At 66.2% G+C, this 16,110-nt stretch carries 18 protein-coding genes and 2 tRNA genes; 14 read left to right on the top strand and 6 right to left on the bottom strand.

The window, feature by feature from the left end; all coding sequences use genetic code 11:
• Positions 1-90 precede the first annotated feature (90 nt).
• From yegS to AC5P7R_RS08950, 7 genes are all read left to right on the top strand, one after another.
• Entirely contained in the window at positions 91-1,020 is a 930-nt protein-coding gene (gene yegS / locus AC5P7R_RS08980; protein ID WP_227853784.1) for a lipid kinase YegS, read from the top strand.
• 312 nt (positions 1,021-1,332) lie between these two features.
• Positions 1,333-2,808 carry an anthranilate synthase component I gene (trpE, locus tag AC5P7R_RS08975; RefSeq protein WP_111103628.1) on the top strand — a complete coding sequence of 492 codons (1,476 nt, stop codon included), beginning with the start codon at positions 1,333-1,335 and terminating at the stop codon, positions 2,806-2,808.
• A 67-nt stretch (positions 2,809-2,875) separates the two neighbouring features.
• Positions 2,876-3,655: an SIMPL domain-containing protein gene (locus AC5P7R_RS08970; protein ID WP_021202668.1), complete on the top strand. Its 780-nt coding sequence runs from the start codon at positions 2,876-2,878 to the stop codon at positions 3,653-3,655.
• 2 nt (positions 3,656-3,657) lie between these two features.
• Complete coding sequence (locus tag AC5P7R_RS08965; protein WP_019661509.1) at positions 3,658-4,245, top strand: anthranilate synthase component II; 588 nt, start codon at positions 3,658-3,660, stop codon at positions 4,243-4,245.
• Positions 4,246-4,261: 16 nt separating this feature from the next.
• Entirely contained in the window at positions 4,262-5,293 is a 1,032-nt protein-coding gene (gene trpD, locus AC5P7R_RS08960) for an anthranilate phosphoribosyltransferase (RefSeq protein ID WP_227853785.1), read from the top strand.
• 75 nt (positions 5,294-5,368) lie between these two features.
• On the top strand, positions 5,369-6,163 hold the full coding sequence (trpC, locus tag AC5P7R_RS08955) for an indole-3-glycerol phosphate synthase TrpC (protein WP_019661507.1): 795 nt from the start codon (positions 5,369-5,371) through the stop codon (positions 6,161-6,163).
• A complete protein-coding gene (locus AC5P7R_RS08950) occupies positions 6,160-6,876 on the top strand; it encodes a haloacid dehalogenase-like hydrolase (protein ID WP_021202670.1) in 717 nt (238 codons plus the stop codon). The genes trpC and AC5P7R_RS08950 overlap by 4 nt, the downstream gene beginning before the upstream one ends.
• Before the next feature lie 141 nt (positions 6,877-7,017).
• Here AC5P7R_RS08950 and AC5P7R_RS08945 read toward each other — a convergent pair whose 3' ends face one another.
• Both AC5P7R_RS08945 and crp read right to left on the bottom strand, forming a co-directional pair.
• Complete coding sequence (locus AC5P7R_RS08945) at positions 7,018-7,779, bottom strand: sulfite exporter TauE/SafE family protein (protein WP_019661505.1); 762 nt, start codon at positions 7,777-7,779, stop codon at positions 7,018-7,020.
• Between the two features lie 62 nt (positions 7,780-7,841).
• Positions 7,842-8,531: a cAMP-activated global transcriptional regulator CRP gene (crp, locus tag AC5P7R_RS08940; protein WP_010482649.1), complete on the bottom strand. Its 690-nt coding sequence runs from the start codon at positions 8,529-8,531 to the stop codon at positions 7,842-7,844.
• A gap of 149 nt (positions 8,532-8,680) precedes the next feature.
• Here crp and speD point away from each other — a divergent pair, with 149 nt between their 5' ends.
• Together speD and AC5P7R_RS08930 are read left to right on the top strand one after the other, a co-directional pair.
• Positions 8,681-9,475, top strand: coding sequence for an adenosylmethionine decarboxylase (speD, locus tag AC5P7R_RS08935; RefSeq protein WP_019661504.1), 795 nt, complete (start codon positions 8,681-8,683; stop codon positions 9,473-9,475).
• 167 nt (positions 9,476-9,642) lie between these two features.
• A complete protein-coding gene (locus tag AC5P7R_RS08930) occupies positions 9,643-9,963 on the top strand; it encodes a DMT family transporter (RefSeq protein WP_005419816.1) in 321 nt (106 codons plus the stop codon).
• A gap of 84 nt (positions 9,964-10,047) precedes the next feature.
• Here AC5P7R_RS08930 and coq7 read toward each other — a convergent pair whose 3' ends face one another.
• The gene (coq7, locus tag AC5P7R_RS08925) at positions 10,048-10,692 is read right to left on the bottom strand and encodes a 2-polyprenyl-3-methyl-6-methoxy-1,4-benzoquinone monooxygenase (RefSeq protein ID WP_019661503.1); all 645 of its coding nucleotides are present in this window, start codon (positions 10,690-10,692) and stop codon (positions 10,048-10,050) included.
• 199 nt (positions 10,693-10,891) lie between these two features.
• Here coq7 and rplM point away from each other — a divergent pair, with 199 nt between their 5' ends.
• Both rplM and rpsI read left to right on the top strand, forming a co-directional pair.
• The gene (gene rplM, locus AC5P7R_RS08920; RefSeq protein ID WP_005414692.1) at positions 10,892-11,320 is read left to right on the top strand and encodes a 50S ribosomal protein L13; all 429 of its coding nucleotides are present in this window, start codon (positions 10,892-10,894) and stop codon (positions 11,318-11,320) included.
• 2 nt (positions 11,321-11,322) lie between these two features.
• The gene (gene rpsI, locus AC5P7R_RS08915; protein ID WP_019661502.1) at positions 11,323-11,715 is read left to right on the top strand and encodes a 30S ribosomal protein S9; all 393 of its coding nucleotides are present in this window, start codon (positions 11,323-11,325) and stop codon (positions 11,713-11,715) included.
• A gap of 282 nt (positions 11,716-11,997) precedes the next feature.
• On the opposite strand, the gene AC5P7R_RS08910 is transcribed toward rpsI, so the two are convergent.
• Together AC5P7R_RS08910 and AC5P7R_RS08905 are read right to left on the bottom strand one after the other, a co-directional pair.
• A tRNA-Gln gene (locus AC5P7R_RS08910) sits at positions 11,998-12,072 on the bottom strand.
• Between the two features lie 55 nt (positions 12,073-12,127).
• Positions 12,128-12,204 (bottom strand) — tRNA-Met (locus AC5P7R_RS08905).
• A gap of 121 nt (positions 12,205-12,325) precedes the next feature.
• On the opposite strand from AC5P7R_RS08905, the gene AC5P7R_RS08900 reads away from it, so the two are divergent.
• The 3 genes from AC5P7R_RS08900 (at position 12,326) to bfr (ending at position 13,876) form a co-directional block, all read left to right on the top strand.
• Positions 12,326-12,946 carry an RNA pyrophosphohydrolase gene (locus AC5P7R_RS08900; RefSeq protein ID WP_019661501.1) on the top strand — a complete coding sequence of 207 codons (621 nt, stop codon included), beginning with the start codon at positions 12,326-12,328 and terminating at the stop codon, positions 12,944-12,946.
• A gap of 108 nt (positions 12,947-13,054) precedes the next feature.
• Positions 13,055-13,264, top strand: a complete 210-nt coding sequence (locus AC5P7R_RS08895) for a (2Fe-2S)-binding protein (RefSeq protein ID WP_019661500.1) — start codon at positions 13,055-13,057, stop codon at positions 13,262-13,264.
• 141 nt (positions 13,265-13,405) lie between these two features.
• Entirely contained in the window at positions 13,406-13,876 is a 471-nt protein-coding gene (bfr, locus tag AC5P7R_RS08890) for a bacterioferritin (protein ID WP_005414691.1), read from the top strand.
• A gap of 1 nt (position 13,877) precedes the next feature.
• On the opposite strand, the gene AC5P7R_RS08885 is transcribed toward bfr, so the two are convergent.
• Entirely contained in the window at positions 13,878-16,109 is a 2,232-nt protein-coding gene (locus tag AC5P7R_RS08885; protein ID WP_478436061.1) for an ATP-binding protein, read from the bottom strand.
• Between the last annotated feature and the right edge of the window lies 1 nt (position 16,110).

Genomic DNA, 16,110 nt, shown 5'->3' with positions numbered 1-16,110 from the left:
TCTCCGGTAGCTGAATGACATCTGCGTGACATTCACCGCGGGAAAACAGCGCATTGCTAGCCTGTGCCACCGCATCCCTGGAAGCTCTGCATGACCACCCCGCGCTGGCGCCTGATCCTCAACGGCAAATCCGCCGGCAACGATGAGTTGCGCGACGCCGTCGGCCATTGGCGCGGACAGGGCGTGCAGCTGGAAGTGCGGGTGACCTGGGAAGAGGGTGACGCCGAACGCTACGTGGCCGAGGCGATCGATCATGGCGTGGACGTGATCGTGGCCGCCGGTGGCGATGGCACGCTCAGTGCGGTGGCCGAGACACTGGCACATCGTGAGGAGCCGGCAGATGCGCTGCCCTCGCTGGCGCTGATTCCGATGGGGACCGCCAACGATTTCGCGACTGCTGCCGGCATTCCCACTGAGCCGAAGGAGGCCTTCGCCTTGATCGGGCAGGCGACGCCGCACGCCATTGACCTGTTGCGCGTGGACGCCGATGGCACGCAATGGTGGTGCGCCAATCTCGCCAGCGGTGGCTTCGGCACCCAGGTGACGGTGGAGACCGATGCCGGCCTGAAGAAGATGCTGGGCGGGCTGGCCTATGTGATCACCGGCATCGCCAAGCTGGGCCGCATCGAGCCGATCACCGCGCGCCTGTCCGGCCCGGATTTCGCCTGGGAAGGCGACTTCATCGCCCTGGGCATCGGCAATGGTCGCCAGGCCGGCGGTGGCCAGCAGTTGTGCCCGCAGGCCGTGATCGACGATGGGCTGCTGGATGTCACCGTGCTTCCGGAACTGGAGGGTGAGGTCACCGCCACGCTCGGCCAGATGCTGAAGTCGGGCACCCAGGCGGCGCTGGAACAGCTGGCCACGCGTGCGCGGCTGCCGTGGCTGCAGGTGGAGTCCGAGCGCCCGTTGACCCTCAACCTGGACGGCGAACCAGTCCAGGCCCGCCAGTTCCGCATCGCGTGCGTGCCGGGCAGGGTGCGCATGCACCTGCCGGTCGGTTGCCCGTTGCTGGCTGGGTAGGGGAGGTAGAGTCGACTGTTAGTCGACTGCTTTTCGTTCCGACGGCGTAAAATCCCGCGCTACGCGCGCAAGTCGACTAACAGTCGACTCTACCGGTTCCCGCGCCGGTCCCCCACCGGTCCCCGCCATGAGCCCTGTGCTTTCCCGTGGTTCAGTTTCCCAGGGTTCCCCTCCCGCCCCGGCTGCGATACAGTCAGGGGGTGTCCAGCCTGACGACCCCGCATACCCTTTCTTCCGCACGCCGTTGGTGGCGATGGTGGCCCGTTGCCGTCGTCCGCCCCCATAACGCTGTGTCCCGGAAGGAAAGTCGTCTTGAACTCGCACGCTCAGTTTCAGCAGCAGGCCGCTGAAGGCCACACCCACATTCCCGTCGTCCGTGAAGTGCTGTCCGACCTGGACACGCCGCTTTCGGTCTATCTGAAGCTCGCCGACGGCCCCAATACCTACCTGTTTGAATCCGTCGAAGGCGGCGAGCGCTTTGGTCGTTACTCGATCATCGGCCTGCCGGCGCGTCGCGTGTACGCCTTCCATGGCCACACGCTGACTGTGCGCGAAGACGGCCAGGTGGTGGACACCCGCGAGGTGGCCGACCCGTTCGCCGAAGTCGAGGCGCTGCGCAGCGCCCACTCGGTGCCGAAGCTGGAAGGCCTGCCGGGCTTCACCGGTGGCCTGGTCGGCTGGTTCGGCTTCGAGTGCATCGGCTACATCGAACCACGCCTGGCCCCGCCGGCCGGCCGCGATGAGCTGGGCACGCCCGACATCCTGCTGCTGGATTCCAACGAGCTGGCCGTGTTCGACAATCTCAAGGGCCGGCTGTACCTGATCGTGCACGCCGACCCACGGGTCGAGGGCGCCTTCGAGCAGGCCCAGGCACGCCTGGATGCGCTGACTGCCAAGCTGCGCGCGCCCGGCGCCGGTTATCCCGCACCGCTCAACAGCGACGTGCTGGACGAGTCCGACTTCGTCTCCGGCTTCACCCGCGAAGGCTTCGTCGATGCGGTCCAGCGCAGCAAGGAATACATCCGCGCCGGTGACATCTTCCAGGTGGTGCTCAGCCAGCGCCTGAGCGTGCCGTTCAAGGCGCGCCCGGTGGATGTGTACCGCGCGCTGCGTGCACTGAACCCGTCGCCGTACATGTACTTCCTGGATGTCGGCGACCTGCAGGTGGTCGGTTCATCGCCGGAAATCCTGGTACGCCTTCAGGACGGCGAAGTCACCGTGCGCCCGATCGCCGGCACCCGCCCGCGTGGCGCCACGCTCGAGCTGGACCTGGCGCTGGAAGCCGAGCTGCTGGCCGATCCGAAGGAACGCGCCGAGCATCTGATGCTGATTGACCTGGGCCGCAACGATGCCGGCCGCGTCTCGAAGGCAGGTACCGTGGAGGTGGGCGAGCAGTTCGTGATCGAACGCTACAGCCACGTGATGCACATCGTCAGCGAAGTGACCGGGCAGCTGCAGCCGGGCCTGAGCTATGCCGACGTGCTGCGTGCCACCTTCCCGGCCGGCACGGTCAGCGGCGCGCCGAAGATCCGCGCGCTGGAAGTGATCCGCGAGCTGGAACCGATCAAGCGCAATGTCTACGCCGGCAGCATCGGCTACATCGGCTGGCACGGCGATGCCGATACCGCGATCGCGATCCGCACCGCGGTGATCAAGGACGGCCGCCTGTACGTGCAGGCCGGCGCCGGCATCGTCTACGACTCGGACCCGGACAAGGAATGGGATGAGACGATGAACAAGGGCCGCGCGCTGTTCCGCGCCGTCGCCCAGGCCGCCAAGGGCCTGTGATCCTCCCCGTGCCGTGGCCTGCGCCGCGGCACCTTCCGCTGTTCCCATTCAAGACAAGGAGTACCGCATGAAGCTGCTGAGCGCATTGCTGTGGTCGTCACTGCTGGCCACGATGGCCCCGTCTGCGTGGGCGCAGGCCAACACGATTCCCTCGCAGCCGCACCTGCTGGTGAAGGGGCAGGGCAGCCGCACGGTGATGCCGGACCGGTTCGGCCTGCAGTTGAACATCGAAGAGACCGACATGGACGCCGACGCCGCGCGCCGCCGCGTGCAGGACAACGTTGCCCGCGTGCTGGCACTGTTCAAGCAGCACAAGGCGGTGGACGGCAGCGTGCGTGCGGACAACCTGCGGATCGGCCCGGCCACGCGCTATGAGCAGAACCGGCAGGTCTTCATCGGTACCCGCGTATCGCGCCAGCTGCGTGCCAGCTTCGCCAGCGTGAAGGCGATGCAGGATGTGCTGGGGGCGTTGAAGGCCAACGAGAACGTACAGGTGAGCAGCCTGGCGCCGACCTATTCGGGCGAAGTGGCGCTGCGCCGCGAACTCAAGGGCGAGGCAGCGGCCCAGACCCGCGAGTCCGCGCAGGGCCTGGCCAAGGCCTATGGAACAAGAGTGCGTGGCCTGTACAGCATCTCCGATGTGGCGCCGGACTTCGCCTACGGCATCCGGGCCGGGCAATGGCCCCAGCAGGGCGAGGACGGCGGGGACCTCGACAGGATCTCGGTGACCGGCAGCTACGCGCCCGCCTCCGCGCCCGCGCCCGCTGAGCCCGAATCCATTGAAGCCGGCCCCATCACCTACACCGAAAACGTGTACGCCATTTTCCTGATAAGCGACGGAACCTGACCATGTTGTGGATGATCGACAACTACGACAGCTTCACCTACAACCTCGTGCAGTACCTGCAGACGCTGGGCGCCGAAGTGAAGGTGGTGCGCAACGATGTGATGAGCGTGGACGAGATCGCCGCGCAGAAGCCCGAGCGCATCGTCATTTCGCCCGGCCCGTGCACCCCCAACGAAGCGGGCGTTTCGCTGGAGCTGATCGAACGCCTGGGCCCGACCACGCCGATCCTCGGCGTGTGCCTGGGCCACCAGGGCATCGGCCAGGTCTACGGCGGCACCGTCATCCGCGCCGGCAACATCATGCACGGCAAGACCTCGCCGATCCGACATGAAGGCAAGGGCGTGTTCGCCGGCCTGCCGGACCGCTACCAGGCCACCCGCTACCACTCGCTGGTGGTGGACAAGAACAGTCTGCCCGACTGCCTGGAAGTGACCGCCTGGACCGAGAACGAGGACGGCTCGATCGAAGAGATCATGGGCCTGCGCCACCGCCAGTTCCCGGTGGAAGGCGTCCAGTTCCATCCCGAATCCATCCTCACCGAACACGGCCACGCGCTGCTGCGCAATTTCCTCCAGCGCCCGGCGGCCTGATCCAAGGAGCATACCCATGAGCTTCTCCCCCCAGGAAGCCCTGCATCGCACCATCGAGCACCGCGAAATCTTCTTCGACGAAATGGTCGACCTGATGCGGCAGATCATGCGCGGCGATGTGTCTCCGATGATGACCGCCGCGATCCTCACCGGCCTGCGCGTGAAGAAGGAGACCGTGGACGAAATCGCCGCGGCGGCCACCGTGATGCGTGAATTCGCCCGGCCAGTGCCGGTGGCCGATACCTCCAACCTGGTTGATATCGTCGGTACCGGTGGCGATGGCTCGCACACCTTCAACATCTCCACCTGCTCGATGTTCGTCGCGGCCGCCGCCGGCGCGCGCGTGGCCAAGCATGGCAATCGCAGCGTGTCGTCCAAGTCCGGCAGTGCCGATGCGCTGGAATCGCTGGGCGCGGTGATCGAACTGCAGCCGGATCAGGTGGCCGCGGCCATCGAGCGGACCGGCATCGGCTTCATGTTCGCGCCGATCCATCATCCGTCGATGAAGGTGGTCGCGCCGGTACGCCGCGAGATGGGCGTGCGCACCATCTTCAACATCCTCGGCCCGCTGACCAATCCGGCCAGCGCGCCGTCTGTGCTGATGGGCGTGTTCCATCCCGATCTGGTGGGCATCCAGGCCCGCGTGCTGCGCGAACTGGGCACCGAGCGCGCGATGGTGGTCTGGGGCCGCGACAACATGGACGAGATCTCGCTGGGGGCGGGCACCCTGGTGGGCGAGCTGCGCGACGGCAAGGTCCGCGAGTACGAGATCCACCCGGAAGACTTCGGCATCGCCATGTCGGCCAGCCGCAACCTGCGCGTGGACGGCCCGGAACAGTCCATCCAGATGCTGCGCGCGGTGCTGGACAACGAGCCGGGCCCGGCGCTGGACATCGTGGCGCTCAATGCCGGTGCCGCCCTGTACGTTGCCGGCGTGGCCAGCGATATCGGCGATGGCCTGGCCCGTGCCCGTGCCGCCATCGCCAATGGCAGCGCCCGCCAGCGCCTGCAGCAGTACATTGAAACCACCCGCGCGCTGGTTGCCTGAGCGCGCGGTTCAGCCTGACCCCGTCGATGGCCCGATAATGGCCGTCCTCACCGCCCCCGCACCGACCCGAAGACGATGAGCGACATCCTGCAGACGATCCTGGCCCGCAAGGCCGAAGAAGTGGCCCAGCGCCGCGCCCAGCGCCCGCTTGAGGAGCTGCAGGCCGCCGCGGCCAGCGCCCCGCCGGTACGCGGCTTCGTGCGCGCGCTGCAGGCGGCGGTGGCCAATGGCGACCCGGCGGTGATCGCCGAGGTGAAGAAGGCCAGCCCATCCAAGGGTGTGATCCGCCCGGACTTCCGCCCGGCCGACATCGCCGTCAGCTACGAATTCGGCGGTGCCAGCTGCCTGTCGGTGCTGACCGACGTGGACTTCTTCCAGGGTGCCGACGCCTACCTGCAGCAGGCCCGCGAGGCCTGCACGCTGCCGGTGCTGCGCAAGGACTTCGTGATCGACGCTTACCAGGTGTACGAAGCGCGCGTGCTGGGCGCCGACTGCATCCTGCTGATCGTGGCCGCGCTGGACGACACCCAGCTGGCCACCTTGTCCGAACTGGCGCTGTCGCTGGGCATGGACGTGCTGGTGGAAGTGCACGACATCGACGAACTGGAGCGTGCGCTGCAGGTGCCGGCACCGATGATCGGCATCAACAACCGCAACCTGCGCACCTTCGAGGTGTCGCTGCAGACCACGCTGGACATGCAGCAGGCCGTGCCGCGCGACCGCCTGCTGGTCACCGAGAGTGGCATCCTGGGGCCGCAGGACGTGGCGCTGATGCGTGATGCCGGCATCCACGCGTTCCTGGTGGGCGAGGCCTTCATGCGCGTGGAAGAGCCGGGCGAGGGCCTGCGTCAGCTATTCTTCGCGGCATGAAAACGCACTATCCGACGCCGCGCGAGGATGCGCCGCTGGTGGTCTTCGACTTCGACCACACCCTCTACGACGGCGATTCGGGCACCCATCTGTTCGCCTCGCTGATCAAGCGCAACCCGTTGCGCATGCTGGCGGCGCTGCTGGTCACGCCGATCGCCGGGCCGATGGTGGCGCTGCTGCCGACCCGTCGTGCCGGCATTTCGGTCTACGTGTGGATCGGCAGTTTCGGCCTGCACCGTGCGCGCGATTTCAACAAGGTGATCGACGCCTATGTGCTGCGCAACGAGGCGCAGATGCGCGCCAAGCTGCTGCCGCAGGCGCTGGAGGTGTTCGCCGCGCATCGGGCCAAGGGCGACCGCGTGGTGGTTGCCACAGGTGCGCCGCCGGAGCTTGCACGCGCGATCCTGGCCTTCGTGGCCCATCAGGATGTGCCGGTGATCGGTACCGAGGTCGGCCCACGGCTGGGCGGCGTCGGTCCAACCCGTCACTGCCACAACGAAGAGAAAATGCGCATGCTGCGCGAGCGCGGCTACGGCGATATCGATATCGCCTACTCCGACAGCACCGCCGACCTGCCGCTGCTGCTGGCGGCCAAGGCACCGGTGGTGGTGAACCCGAAGCCGGGCCGGGTGGCGTTCTTCCGCCGCGTGCTGCCCGCCGGCACCCGCATCCTCAACTGGGGCTGCGCTGACCGCGGCGGTGACAAGGCGTAGCCCGGGGTCAGATCCCCGTAGGGCCTCCGACCCCATCGCACGATGACGGATCTGCCGGCCAGCGGCCGGCACTACCCTTCTCCGTCGCGGTTGTGCCGGCGCTTCTCCGTCCGGTAGTGCCGGCCGCTGGCCGGCAAGCGCTCAGCGCCCCAGGTGCCCGTACACCGCGTGGCCGATCTGGAACAGGCTGATGCCCAGCACCAGCACGCCCACGGCCACCAGCACCCAGCGCTCCTTCACCCGCTTGACCAGGATCGCCGCCACCGGCGCGGCCATCATGCCGCCGATCAGCAGGCCGGCGACGATCTGCAGGTGCTGCACGCCCATCGACAACAGGAAGGTCGCTGACACCGTCAACGTGACCACGAACTCGGCTGCGTTGACTGTTCCGATGGTGGTGCGCGCCTGGCCGCCGCGGGCGAGCAGGGTGGACGTGGCGATGGGCCCCCAGCCACCGCCGCCGCTGGCGTCGAGCAGGCCGGCGAAGAAGCCCAGCACCGGCACCCGGCGGATCTCGCCCTTGGGCATCCAGCGCCCAGCGGCGCGGGCCAGGATGATGATCGCCAGCACCAGCAGGTACAGGTAGATCAGTGGCCGGATGATCTCGCCCGGGAGCTGCGTGAGCACGTACGCGCCCAGGGCGCCGCCCACTGCGCCGGGCAGGGCCAGGCGCAGGAACAGGCGTTTATCGACATTTCCGGCTGCGAGGTGCGACACCCCCGAGGCGCCCGTGGTGAACACTTCAGCGGTGTGGATGCTGGCGCTGACCTGCGCCGGCGGCAGGCCCATGCTCAGCATCACCGACGAGGACACCAGGCCGAACGCCATGCCCAGCGCGCCGTCGACCAGCTGTGCGCCCAGGCCGATGAGGATGAACCACCAGAATTCGCTGCTCAGCTCCATGCACCGAGCCTAGCGCGCCAGGGAGTGCGGACCAAGGTCCGCACCCACCGGGTGCTCAACGGTCAACGGGTGCCGTACAGCACCACGGTCTTGCCGCGGGCATGCAGCAGGCCGTCGGTCTGCAGTTTCTTCAGCACGCGGCCGGCCATCTCGCGCGAGCAGCCGACCAGGCGCGCCAGCTCCTGCCGCGATACACGCAGCTGGCTGCCTTGCGGATGGCTCATCGCCTCCGGTTCCTGCGCCAGGTCGTGCAGGGTGCGCACGATCCGGTCGGTCACGTCCAGGAACGCCAGGCGGCTGGCCTTGCGGCTGGTGTCGAGCAGGCGCTTGGAAATCTGCTGGCCCAGCGCATACAGCAGGCGCGGGGCATCGGCCGACAGCGGGCCGAGGAACAGCTGATGCAGGCGCTCGTAGCTGATTTCAGCCAGCTCGCAGGCGGTACGGGTCCGCAGGATCACCTCGCGGCGGTCCGATTCGACGAACAGGCCCATCTCGCCGACGAATTCGCCGGCACCAAAGTAGCCCAGCACCAGCTCGCGATCGTCATCTTCCTCGGCCATGATCGAAACCGAGCCGCTGATGACGTAATACAGGGTTCCCGCCGGGTCCCCGGGCCGGAAGACGTCGGTACGGGTGGGGTATCGCCGCCTGTGGCTGTGCGCCAGGAAACGATCGATTGTGGCGATATCCAGGGCCAGTGGACTGCTAGCTAGGCGCACGGTTGACACGATAGGAGCGCTCCCTCTGCGCATGAACGGATTCACGGGGTCGATAGCGGAGCTTAACCAGCGCAATTGTTAAGGGCAAACAGTGTGCCAGATGTGAGCGCTCTTCACGTTCCCCCCGGGGGCAGTTTGCCCCATAATTCCCCCTTTCCCTTCTTACACAGGAATCGACCGCCGTGGTCAAGCCGTTGCCTCGCCTGAGGCTGCAGGGTTTCAACAACCTCACCAAGGCGCTGAGCTTCAACATCTATGACGTGTGTTACGCGCGCACCGAAGAGGAGCGTCAGCGTTACATTGAATACATCGATGAAGAGTACAACGCCGACAGGCTGACTCAGATCTTGACCGATGTCGCCGAGATCATCGGCGCCAACATCCTGAACGTGGCCCGCCAGGACTACGACCCGCAGGGTGCCTCGGTGACCATCCTGATCTCCGAAGAACCGGTGATCGACAAGAAGCTGGCCGGCAAGGAGCTGATCTCCGACGCCGTGGTCGCGCACATGGACAAGAGCCACATCACGGTCCATACCTACCCGGAGACCCATCCGCAGGAAGGTATCGCGACGTTCCGCGCGGACATCGACGTGGCCACCTGTGGCGTCATTTCCCCGCTGAAGGCCCTGAACTACCTGATCGAGAGCCTGGAATCGGACATCGTGATCATGGACTACCGCGTCCGTGGCTTCACCCGTGATGTGAAGGGCAAGAAGCACTTCATCGACCACAAGATCAACTCGATCCAGAACTTCCTGGCCAAGAACATCAAGTCGCGTTACGAGATGTTCGACGTCAACGTCTACCAGGAAAACATCTTCCACACGAAGATGCACCTGAAGGACTTCGACCTGGACCAGTACCTGTTCGAGGAAAAGGCCAGGAACCTGTCGTTCAAGGAGCGCATGAAGATCGAGGCGCTGCTCAAGCGCGAGATCGAAGAGTTGTTCCACGGCCGGAACCTGTCCGAGTAAGCCCCATGTGCGATGCCCGCAGGCATCGCCACCCAGGCGGGACGACCCGCCCCGTGGAACTGGCGTCGCACGCGCGATTGGCTCCATGGTGATGTACCGACCCACGGCCCGGTGTGAAAACACCGGGCCGTTTCGTTTTTTCCCAAAAAGGTAAGGAGCCCCCACCCATGCCCTGGATCTACCTGCTGCTGGCCGGCCTGTTCGAGATCGGTTTCGCCCTCGGAATGAAGTACTCCGAAGGCTTCAGCAAACCCCTGCCCACCGTTGCCACGGTGGTGTCCGCCCTGATCAGCCTGTACCTGATGAGCCAGGCGATGAAGAGCATCCCGGTCGGCACGGCCTATGCGATCTGGACCGGCATCGGTGCCATGGGCGTGGCGGTGCTGGGCATCTACCTGTTCAACGACAGCGCATCGCCGGCCCGCCTGGCCTGCGTGGGCCTGATCGTAGCCGGCGTGATCGGCCTGAAGCTGGTCTCGCCCAACTGATTGATGGCCCGACCAACGGTCGGGCCCCACCGTCGGCCCCCCCGCACCTCCTGGTAGGCCCGCACCGTTGGTGCGGGCGACCCTTCAAATGCGGTAGGCGATGGTCTTCATCACCCTGGAGGCCAGTGCCATCGCGCCCGGAATCGGGAACGGAAGGCGGCGTGCGCCGGCCTGCTCGGCGTGCTCGGCATGGCGGGCCTCGTCCTCCTTCATCACCTGGATGACCGCGCGGCTGCGCAGGTCGCCGGGCGGCAGGTCGACCAGATGCTCGTCCAGGTGGGCCTCCACCTGGCGCTCTGTCTCGACCACGAAGCCGAGGTTCCAGCCGTCACCGCGCAGCCCGGCCAGCGTACCGATGGTATAGCTGCCGGCGTACCACAGCGGGTTGAACAGGCTGGGACGGCTGTCCAGTTCGGCCAGCCGGGTGGCACACCAGGCCAGATGGTCGGTCTCTTCCTGGGCCGCTTCCAGCAGGTGTTCACGCGTGGCCGGGTCGCGGGCCACGGCGGCCTGGCCGAAATACAGGCCCTGCGCACAGACTTCGCCGACGTGGTTGATCCGCATCAGGCCGGCGGCATGGCGGCGCTCGGCGCTGCCCATGCCGGGCTCGTCGGTCTCCGCAGCCGGGTAGGGGCGGGCCGCCGGTGGGTTGCCGAACACCGTGTCCAGGGCGCGCTGCGCCTCGGTCAGCAGGTGGTCCAGCGGGGTGGTCTGGCGGAGCACGGTCATGGCAGTACGCGGTGGGGCGGAAGTTCCCCCCGATTCTCGCCCGGCCCTGCGTCCGTGCCAACCCGGCCTGACGGTCCACTTGCAAGTGGCTGGCAAGGCCAGTACAATCCCGCCTCTTGCGCTTCACCTTTTCACAACGCGTGGCAGAGTTCCGGCGAGCCTTTCGCCGCAATGAGCCCGACCTAACCTAGAGTTCTTCATGAGCACTTTCACTGCCAAGAACGAGACCGTCCAGCGCGACTGGTACCTCGTCGACGCCGAGGGCAAGACCCTGGGCCGTCTCGCCACCGAGCTGGCCCGCCGTCTGCGTGGCAAGCACAAGCCGGTCTACACCCCGCACGTTGATACCGGCGACTACCTGGTCGTCATCAATGCAGAAAAGATTGCCGTCACCGGCAAGAAGCTGCAGGACAAGATGTATCACCGTTTCACCGGTTACATCGGCAACCTGAAGACCGAGTCCCTGGCCCAGGCGCTGGAGCGCCACCCGGAGCGCGTGATCGAGATCGCCGTCAAGGGCATGCTGCCGAAGGGCCCGCTGGGTCGCCAGATGTACCGCAAGCTCAAGGTCTACGCCGGCACTGAGCATCCGCACGCCGCACAGCAGCCGCAGGTTCTGGATATCTAATCATGGCTATCACTCAAAACTACGGCACTGGCCGCCGCAAGTCCTCCACCGCTCGCGTGTTCCTGCGCAAGGGTTCGGGCAACATCACCGTCAATGGTCGTCCGCTGGACGAGTTCTTCGGTCGTGAGACCGCGCGCATGATCGTGCGCCAGCCGCTCGAGCTGACCAAGAACACCGAAAGCTTCGACATCCTGGTCACCGCCGCTGGCGGCGGCACCACCGGCCAGGCCGGTGCGATCCGTCTGGGTATCGCCCGTGCGCTGGTCGAGTACGACGAAAGCCTGAAGTCCGAGCTGCGCAAGGCTGGCTTCATGACCCGCGACGCCCGCGAAGTCGAGCGTAAGAAGGTCGGTCTGCACAAGGCCCGCCGCGCCACCCAGTTCTCCAAGCGCTGATCTGCTGCGCCTGGTTGGGCTCCTTCGGGGGCCCGCTGGATGGAAAAGCAAAAGCCCGGCTTCGGCCGGGCTTTTGTCGTTTTGGAGTCAGGCATTTCGTGGTTGCCGGCCAGCGGCCGGCACTACCCGTCTTTTTGCATGTCCGACCCCGGGCCTCTCTCTGGAGAAGAGCCCCCTTGTTGTTCAAGGGGGTGCGCCGACAGGCGCGGGGATAAGGTGGAATGCGTGACCAAATTAAAAGCAAAAGGCCAGATCTTTCGATCTGGCCTTTTGCTTTTAATTTGGCTGCCCCGGATGGATTCGAACCACCGAATGCCTGAGTCAGAGTCAGGTGCCTTACCGCTTGGCGACGGGGCAAAACGTACAACGATTTTCTCACTTATCACGCTGAAAAACAACTTCATTTTCAGTGTGGTGGCTATGGGTGGACTCGAACCACCGACCCCAGCATTATGAGTGCTGTGCTCTAACCGGCTGAGCTACATAGCCTTGGTGAGCCCGCTATTCTGCGGATGTGTACCGTCCCTGTCAACACTTTTGTGCCGTGCTTGTGGGCCGACAGAGGGCGTGGGATAGTCCCGGGCAGTAGATTTTCTTAGGAGTCCGCATCGTGATCGATCCGGACGGCTATCGACCGAACGTCGGCATTGTGCTGATGCGGCAGGACGGCCAGGTGTTCTGGGCACGACGCGTGCGCCGGGATGGTTGGCAGTTCCCGCAAGGGGGCATGAACACCGATGAGACGCCCGTCGAGGCCATGTATCGTGAACTGCAGGAAGAAACCGGCCTGCTGCCTGAGCATGTGGAAGTGCTCGGGGCCACGCCCGGTTGGCTGCGCTACAAGCTGCCGGCGCGGGCCATCCGCCGCAACGAGCGGCAGGTCTGCATCGGCCAGAAGCAGGTCTGGTTCCTGCTGCGCCTGACCGGCGACGAATCCCATGTGAAGCTGGACCACACTGACTCGCCCGAGTTCGATCATTGGCGCTGGGTCGATTTCTGGTACCCGGTGGAGCATGTGGTGGTGTTCAAGCGCGGCGTCTATGCGCGCGCACTGCGTCATCTGGCGCCTTTGGCGCGCGGGGTCGCCGGACAGGGCGTAACCGCCATGCCCAAGAGCGCCGCCGAGGCTTGGATGCCCGGCCACACGGCCGGCCACGACCGCCCGCGCAAGCGCCCGCGGACGCGCGGCTACTGGCCGAAGAAGGCCACGGGTGATGGCCCAGCCAGCTGACGGGCTGAACGGTATCGAGAATGGTTCAGGTCTCTGATTGACAACCATTCTCGTTTCCATTGGAATAGCCACCAGGCCGCTCCTGGCCTGTCAGCCCGGTTCCCGCCTGTGTACGTCTGCATCTGCAACGGAGTCACCGACCACCAGATCCGCGAAGCCGCCAGCCATGGTGTCAGCACGGTGGCCGAACTGACCATGCGGACCGGCTGTGGTGCGACCTGCGGTTCCTGCCTGGACATGGCCGCGGACCTCTTGGCCAAGGCGCGTGCGACCCACGATCTGCCGCTGCCGGTATTGGGCCTGGCCCAGGTTGCCTGATCGTTTCTTCGCGGCGCATTGACGCCGCGCTTTCGCATTCTTCACGCGCGGCCGCACAGGCCAATGCGCACGATTCGCGTTCCTTCACGGCCGCAGGCAAGGCGTTAAAGTGCCTGCGTTTTCAGCGTGCAGGAGCATCCCATGAAGGGCGACACCAAGGTCATCGAATTCCTCAACAAGGTCCTCTACAACGAGTTGACCGCGATCAACCAGTACTTCCTGCACGCCAAGATGCTGAAGAACTGGGGCATCAAGGAACTGGCCGAGCACGAGTACAAGGAATCGATCGACGAGATGAAGCATGCCGACATGCTCGCCGACCGCATCCTGTTCCTCGAAGGCCTGCCGAACTTCCAGGCGCTGGGCAAGCTGCGCATCGGCGAGAACCCGACCGAGATCCTGCAGTGCGACCTGTCGCTGGAGCGCGACGGCGTGGTCACCCTGCGCGAGGCCGTCGCCTATGCCGATTCGGTCGGCGACTATGTCAGCCGCCAGCTGTTCGTGAAGATTCTCGATTCGGAAGAAGAACACATCGACTGGCTGGAAACCCAGCTCGACCTGATCGAGCGCATCGGCGAGCCCAAGTACCTGCTGAGCAAGCTGGAAGAGTGAGTCAGCTGTCCTGGCCCGCACGATGCTGCGCCAGGTAGCCCGTCAGGGCCACACGTGCCCGGGCGAATTCGGCAACCAGCAGCGCGACCGCCACCGCGGGGCGCTGCAGGCTGCCACCACGGGCCTCGCGTTCGATGCGCTGCGCGACCGCCGACAGCGACAGGGCTCCCACGTTCGCACTCGACGATTTCAGGCTGTGCGCGACCGCCTGCAGGCGGGGCTCGTCGCGGCTCTGCGCGGCCTGCTGCAGCTGCTGCACCATCGCTGGCGCATCGTCAAGAAAGACCGACACGATCTGGATGGCGGCGTCGCCGATCACCGCGTGCAGTTCGTCCAGCACATCGCGGTCGAGTACCGGTTGTGGCTTGGAGCCCACTCGGCTGTCATCGTCCTGCAGAGCCGAGCCATGCTCGGCTGATGGAGCCCCACTGCTGTTGGCCGTCAGCCGAGCCATGCTCGGCTCTGCAGAAGGCCGTGCAGGTGATGCGGCTTTACCGCCACCCCAGCGCTTCAACAGCGCATGCAGCGTGGCGCGGGCGATCGGCTTGGACAGGTAATCGTCCATGCCAGCCTGCAGGCAGCGCTCGCGGTCGCCGGCCATGGCATTGGCGGTCATCGCGATGATCGGCAGGCGCGCTCGCCCGGTTTCCGCTTCTTCCGCACGCCAGTGGCGCGTGGCGGCGTAGCCGTCCAGCACCGGCATCTGGCAATCCATCAGCACGATGTCCACGCCGCCTTCGCGAAGTGCGGCCAATGCCTGCTCGCCATCGACGGCGTTGCGCACCTCGCACTGGAATACGCGCAGCAGCTGCTCGGCCACCATCCGGTTGACCGTATTGTCTTCCACCAGCAGCACGCGCAGGTGCAGTGGCGGCAGCACCGGCGCGGGTACCCCATCTCCGGCACTGGAAAGCAGGGCGGCAGGACGGGCAGGCGTGACAGGTGCGGCCAGGAGTGCATGCAGTGCGGCATCGTCGAAGTGCGTGGGCAGCTGGCGCTGGCGCGGTCGTTGCGCTGGTGCATCATCCTGCAGCCAGAGCACCTGCAGTGCGTCGTCGTCACCGCGCTCGGCCAGTGCCTGCTGCAGCATCGCCTCGCCGCTGCGCCGCGCGCGTGCATCGACCAGCAGCCACGCCGGTGCCGGTTGCCCGGGTTGCGGCGCGGTGCGCAGCTGTTCGACCACGGCGTCCAGCTGGCTCAGCATCTGCACCTGCAGCCCATGGTGGGCGGCGATGCGCTCGATGCGTTTCTGCAGCATTGCATCGGCACTGAACAGCAGCAGCGCTGTCGGCGCGCGGGCCATCGCCGGCAGGTCGCCGGGCACCTTCAGCAGCGGAATCTCGAACCAGAACGTAGCACCCTGGCCGGGCGTGGACTGCACGCCGATCTGCCCGTGCATCAGGTCGATGATGCGCCTGCAGATGGCCAGGCCCAGGCCGGTGCCGCCGTAGATGCGCGTGGTCGAGGCATCGGCCTGGCTGAAGGACTGGAACAGGCGTGCCTGCAGTGCCTCATCGATGCCGATGCCGGTGTCGATGATCTCGAAGCGCAGCTGGTGCTGGGCCGCGCCTTCGCCCAGCCGCTGCACGCGCAGCTGTACCTGGCCGCGCGCGGTGAACTTGATGGCATTGGCCAGAAGATTGCTCAGCACCTGGCGCAGGCGTACCGGGTCGCCGCGCACCGGCAGGCGCACCGACGGGTCAAGCTGCAGGGTCAGGGACAGGCCCTTGGCGTCGGCGGCGCGCTGCATCAGCTGCACCACGCCATCCAGCAGATCGCGCAGGTTGAGGCTGGTGATTTCCAGTTCCAGCGCCTGTGCTTCCAGCCGTGAGTAGTCGAGGATGTCATCGACGATGCGCAGCAGCTGCTGTGAACTGGCCGAAGCGGTGGCCAGCATCTGCCGCTGGTCCTCGCCCAGCGGCCCGTGCGCGATCAGCTCCAGCATCGGCAGGATGCCGTTGAGCGGGGTGCGGATCTCGTGGCTCATGGTGGCCAGGAACTCGCCCTTGGCCAGCACCGCTGCTTCGGCGGCCTGCTTGGCCTGCAGCAGCTGCTGTTCCAGCTGGCCCTGGCGTTCGGTGGTACGGCGCAGCTGGTCGCGTTCGGCGGCGAGCGCATCGTGTGCGCGTTGCAGCCGGGACAGTGCACGGCTGCGTGCGCGCAGGCGCAGGCCCAACAGCAGCGCCACGGCGGCCGCGGCAAGGGCAACCAGCAGCACGCCCCACAGCGGCACG

The sequence above is a fragment of the Stenotrophomonas sp. YJH_SMC_27 genome (assembly GCF_059369815.1).
Note: the sequence above shows the minus strand (reverse complement) of the source record. Positions and strands in the feature narration are given on the sequence as shown.

Excerpts from the sequence above, each read along its gene's own strand:
- bfr (WP_005414691.1), top strand. The coding sequence starts at position 13,406 with ATGAAGGGCGACACCAAGGTCATCGAATTCCTCAACAAGGTCCTCTAC.
- AC5P7R_RS08970 (WP_021202668.1), top strand. The coding sequence starts at position 2,876 with ATGAAGCTGCTGAGCGCATTGCTGTGGTCGTCACTGCTGGCCACGATG.
- AC5P7R_RS08930 (WP_005419816.1), top strand. The coding sequence starts at position 9,643 with ATGCCCTGGATCTACCTGCTGCTGGCCGGCCTGTTCGAGATCGGTTTC.
- crp (WP_010482649.1), bottom strand. The coding sequence starts at position 8,531 with ATGCGCAGAGGGAGCGCTCCTATCGTGTCAACCGTGCGCCTAGCTAGC.
- AC5P7R_RS08945 (WP_019661505.1), bottom strand. The coding sequence starts at position 7,779 with ATGGAGCTGAGCAGCGAATTCTGGTGGTTCATCCTCATCGGCCTGGGC.
- coq7 (WP_019661503.1), bottom strand. The coding sequence starts at position 10,692 with ATGACCGTGCTCCGCCAGACCACCCCGCTGGACCACCTGCTGACCGAG.
- AC5P7R_RS08950 (WP_021202670.1), top strand. The coding sequence starts at position 6,160 with ATGAAAACGCACTATCCGACGCCGCGCGAGGATGCGCCGCTGGTGGTC.
- yegS (WP_227853784.1), top strand. The coding sequence starts at position 91 with ATGACCACCCCGCGCTGGCGCCTGATCCTCAACGGCAAATCCGCCGGC.
- rplM (WP_005414692.1), top strand. The coding sequence starts at position 10,892 with ATGAGCACTTTCACTGCCAAGAACGAGACCGTCCAGCGCGACTGGTAC.
- rpsI (WP_019661502.1), top strand. The coding sequence starts at position 11,323 with ATGGCTATCACTCAAAACTACGGCACTGGCCGCCGCAAGTCCTCCACC.
- trpC (WP_019661507.1), top strand. The coding sequence starts at position 5,369 with ATGAGCGACATCCTGCAGACGATCCTGGCCCGCAAGGCCGAAGAAGTG.
- trpD (WP_227853785.1), top strand. The coding sequence starts at position 4,262 with ATGAGCTTCTCCCCCCAGGAAGCCCTGCATCGCACCATCGAGCACCGC.
- AC5P7R_RS08965 (WP_019661509.1), top strand. The coding sequence starts at position 3,658 with ATGTTGTGGATGATCGACAACTACGACAGCTTCACCTACAACCTCGTG.